Below are 4,242 nucleotides of genomic sequence, written 5' to 3'. Positions count from 1 at the left end.
GGCGTGATGGTGGCGCACTTGACGGCCACGCCCAGGCGCTTGGTGGCGTTGGCGGAGTCGATCGTGACCTGGTCGTCCGTGGCGTTGCGGTTCTGGAGCCCCAGGTCGTAGTACTCGGTCTTGAGGTCGACGAACGGGACGATCAGGTCGTCCTTGATCATCTTCCACATGATGCGCGTCATCTCGTCGCCGTCCATCTCGACGAGCGGGGTCTTCATCTGAATCTTTGCCATCGCGTCCTCCGGATGCCCGTTTTTCTTGACCAATCGCCAAGCCGGCTGGCTGGCCAACAGTCCAACTGAGTCCCAAGTCTAGCTGCTTTGCGCCGCCCGCTTGGGCGAGAAGTGCGTGCCGTCCCCGCTTTGTAGCGCAGATTTAAGCTTTGGGATGGCTTTGGCCGCGGCTGACGGGCCAGCCGGCGGCCGCGCGAGCGCGATGGGGTACCATGGGGCCGTTGCTTGCAGGTGGCTGGGGGGAGGACGCGTGGCTGAGCGCGTGACGGTCAAGGACGTTGCCCGGGAGGCGGGGGTCTCCGTCGCCACCGTGTCGCGCGTGATCAACCAGAACGGGCGCTTCTCGCCACAGACCGAGCGCCGCGTGCGCCAGGCGATCGAGCGCCTGGGCTACCAGCCCAACCAGCTCGCGCGGGGGCTGCGCCAGCAGCGGGCGGACTCGGTCGGCGTGGTGGTCCCCAACATCAGCAACGAGTTCTTCTCGCGCCTGATCATGCGCGTGCAGCAGCGGCTGTTTGACGCCGGCCTTTCCATCATGATCTACAACACCGGCCACTCGCTCGACATGGAGCGCCAGTGCTACGCGTCGCTCGCGGCGCAGCGCGTGTGCGGCGTGATCAGCGCAAACGCGCTGGAGGACGTGCGTGCGGCCATGCGCCACGACGTGCCGGTGGTCTACATCGACCGCGAGGCCGATCTTGCGCCGGACGTGGGCGTGGTGCTTTCCGACAACGTGTCTGGCGGCAGGCTTGCGGCGCGGGAGCTGGTGCGCAGCGGCTGCCGGCGGCCCCTGCTGGTGAGCGCGACGGCGAACTTCCCCATCACCAAGGTGCGCACCAGGAGCTTTGTGGACACCCTGCGTGAGCTGGGCGTTCCCCTTGCGGACGACCACGTGCTGACCCCCGCCGCCACGGACTTTGAGGGCGGTCACGCCGCCGCGGAGGAGGCCCTGGCCCGCGGCCTGGACTTTGACGGCGTCTTCTGCGAGACGGACCGCCTTGCGATCGGCTTCATGAACGAGCTGGGCGAGAAGGGCGTGCGCGTGCCGGCCGACGTGACCGTCGTGGGCTTTGACGACGTGCTGCTCGCGCGCTTTGGGCGCCCGCCGCTCACGACCGTGCGGCAGTGCCCGGAGCGCATTGGCGAGCTGGCGGCGGAGACGCTGCTCCAGATGGTGCGCGGCGAGCGGGCTGAGGGTCGCCGCGAGCTGGTGCCCGTGGAGCTGGTGCGGCGCGAGTCGACCCTGCGCGGGGACGCTCTGGCAGATGGCTGAGGGGCGGCGCGGGGCGAGGCCGCACGGGCTTCTCGTCCGGCGCGGGGGGAGCCGCTTGTCCGACCCGTCTTGACAGTCGTGTGAGTAAACGTTTACCCTTGCCATGTAGCAGGGGAGACCCGCCCGCGGGCGGACGGACGAAGGGACGTGCAAGATGGAGCTCAACCAGTACATGGACCACACGCTGCTCAAGCAGAACGCGACGGAGGAGCAGCTCGCCAAGCTGTGCGACGAGGCGCGCGAGTGGCACTTCAAGACCGTGTCCATCAACGGGACGTGGACCAGGTTCGCGGCGGATCGGCTCGCGGGCTCCGGCGTGGGCGTGACCACGTGCATCAGCTTCCCGCTGGGCGCGTGCTCCACGGCCGGCAAGGTGGCCGAGGCGCGCCAGGCCGTTGCCGACGGCACCACTGAGATCGACATGGTGCTCAACGTGGGCAAGCTCCTGAGCGGGGACGACGACTACTGCACGCGTGACATCGCGGCCGTGGTGGAGGCCGCGCAGGGCCACCCGGTCAAGGTGATTCTGGAGTGCTGCCTGCTGACGGACGAGCAGATCGTGCGCGCGTGCAAGTGCGCCGAGGCGGGCGGCGCCACCTTCGTGAAGACTTCGACCGGATTCAGCACCGGTGGCGCGACGGTGCACGACGTGGAGCTCATGCGCAAGACCGTGGGCGACCGCATGAAGATCAAGGCCGCGGGCGGCATCCACACCAAGGCGGAAGCCCTCGCCATGATCGCCGCGGGCGCGGACCGCATCGGCGCGAGCGCCTCGGTCGCGATCTGCTCCGAGTAGGGGCGCTGGCAGGCAAGGTAAAGATTCGGCCGGGTCACCGCGTGGGTGGCCCGGCCGCTTGCGTGCGGTTTCGTGCCGTTGGGGCAAAGCCAGGGGAGAGGAACTAGCCTTCCTGGCCCGAGGGCGCCGCGGGACGCGCGAGCCACGCGGGCTGCTCCGCGCTGACGGTGCGGGCGCACACGCGGGCGCGGTCGAGCGACATGATCGTGACGCCGCGGTAGTTGCCGGAAGGCTGCGGCGCGACCACGAGCGCGCAGTCCGCCTGCGCGTAGCTCACCAGGCAGAGCGGCACCAGCAGCCTGAGCGCGTCGGCCGTGGGGTCGTAGGCGGGCACGGCTATGCGGTAGCTGGCGCGCACGCGCTTGAGTGTGAGGTCGAGGGCCTCGTCCAGGTCGCGGCAGAGGCGGCGGTACAGGCCCGGGTCCGCCTTGATGGCGCGCGCGAGCTCCACGAGCGGGTCGCCCTGGGTGGGCTGCTCGCCCTGGCCGGCGCGGCTCAGGAGCTCCGTCGCCGTGGGGCTGGCCGCGAGCTCGTCCGCGAGGAAGGCGCGGGGCAGGACGCCGAGCCGGTGCGTGAGGATGGCGTCCGTGTCGAGCACGACCAGGCGGTTGGTGTCGAGCGTGACGTCGGTAAGGTCGTGCAGGTAGGTGACAGGCTGGGGCAGCGGGTCGAGCTTTGCCACGAGCTCCGCGCCCATCTGGCCGGAGCCCGCCACGCAGAATCCCGCGGACTTCCAGGCGATGTCGCCCCGGTTGGGCGTGAACACCGCGTATATGTCCTGGCCAAAGGGGGTGTAGAGCCCCGTGTCGAACGCGGCGAGCGAGCCGTCGTCCGCAACCGAGACGCGGTTGGTCTGGCGCGCGCGATGGAAGGTGACGCACAGGTACTCGCGCAGGATGCCGTAGCGGCTGGGCTGGCCGACGCCCTCGCCGGGGTAGTCCCAGTGCTCGGGCATGGCCATCGTGGCGAGCGTGCCAAGGTACGAGTCCCACGAGCCGACCATCGCGAACTGCGCGAACTCGCGGATGGGGCTCTGCACGGGCAGCCCGTGCGCGGGGCCGGAAAGCTCGCTCCAGGCGCCCTCGTCCTGCGTGGGCAGGCCCTCGATCCCCAGGGGCTCGTGCATGGTGCCGGTGCCGTCGTCACCGTCGATGCAGGCGACGCTCCAGCGCTTGCCGGCGGCCGTGCGCGCGGAGCGCTTGAGCGTGATGGTCACGGGCTGGCCGTCATCCTCGTGCAGGTAGCGCAAGGGGAACGTGACGCGGCTGTGCGTGCCCGTGAGCAGCGCGGTCGAGCGGGCCACCTGCCAGTCCTCGTCCAGCACGCCCATGACGTCCACATCGAGCGGCAGCATCTGGTAGAGCGCGCGCAGGAACTCGTCCTTGCAGTGCACGTCGAGCGAGATCGAGTGCGGCAGGTCTGACTGGCGAGAAAGGCTTCCCTCGGGGGTCGCGGGCTCCTCCTCCGGCGCGGGGCCGTTTGCCGCCACGGCCGGGCGCACGTCCTCGAACGAGAAGCTGCCCTCGGCCGGGAGCTCCTCCGCGTCGGGCTGGGAGTCGTCCTCCGGGTCGTACGTGATGGTGAGGTTGATGGTCGGCTCCGGTTCGAGCTCCGGGGTGGGCTCGGGTGCAGGTACGGGTTCGGGCTCAGCCTCAGGAGCGGGTGCCGCCTGCGGCTCCGGCTCGCTTGCGGGTGCTGCCTCGGCCTCGGGCGCAGCCTCCGGCGTGGCCTCCGCGTTGGCAGCCGCCTCCTGCTGAGGGGCCTCGTTCTTCTCGCCCGCGGACTCCGTCGCCTGCGGCTGCTGCTCGGGCGCGGCTGCGGCCTCGGCCTTTGCCTTCTCTTCCGGCGTGGCCTGCTGCTCGGCCTGCGCCGTGGCCTCAACTTCGGCCTGCGCCTCCGGCTCGGGCTTGACCTCGGCCTTGGCCTCCGCCTCGGACTGT

4 protein-coding genes are annotated in these 4,242 nt (G+C 70.3%); 2 read left to right on the top strand and 2 right to left on the bottom strand.

The annotated features are described in order from the left end of the window. On the bottom strand, window positions 1-233 hold a 233-nt coding region (locus tag ACI38Z_RS03035; RefSeq protein ID WP_439788709.1), incomplete at its 3' end, for an isocitrate/isopropylmalate family dehydrogenase. 250 nt (window positions 234-483) lie between these two features. Here ACI38Z_RS03035 and ACI38Z_RS03030 point away from each other — a divergent pair. Continuing rightward, complete coding sequence (locus tag ACI38Z_RS03030) at window positions 484-1,506, top strand: LacI family DNA-binding transcriptional regulator (protein WP_439788708.1); 1,023 nt, start codon at window positions 484-486, stop codon at window positions 1,504-1,506. 154 nt (window positions 1,507-1,660) lie between these two features. Then, complete coding sequence (gene deoC, locus ACI38Z_RS03025) at window positions 1,661-2,302, top strand: deoxyribose-phosphate aldolase (RefSeq protein WP_439788707.1); 642 nt, start codon at window positions 1,661-1,663, stop codon at window positions 2,300-2,302. Window positions 2,303-2,405: 103 nt separating this feature from the next. Here deoC and ACI38Z_RS03020 read toward each other — a convergent pair. After that, window positions 2,406-4,242: DUF3825 domain-containing protein (locus tag ACI38Z_RS03020; protein WP_439788706.1), on the bottom strand; the 1,837-nt coding region annotated here is incomplete at its 5' end.

The sequence above is a fragment of the Parafannyhessea sp. genome (assembly GCF_051876455.1).
Lineage (GTDB): Bacteria > Actinomycetota > Coriobacteriia > Coriobacteriales > Atopobiaceae > Parafannyhessea.
Note: the sequence above shows the minus strand (reverse complement) of the source record. Positions and strands in the feature narration are given on the sequence as shown.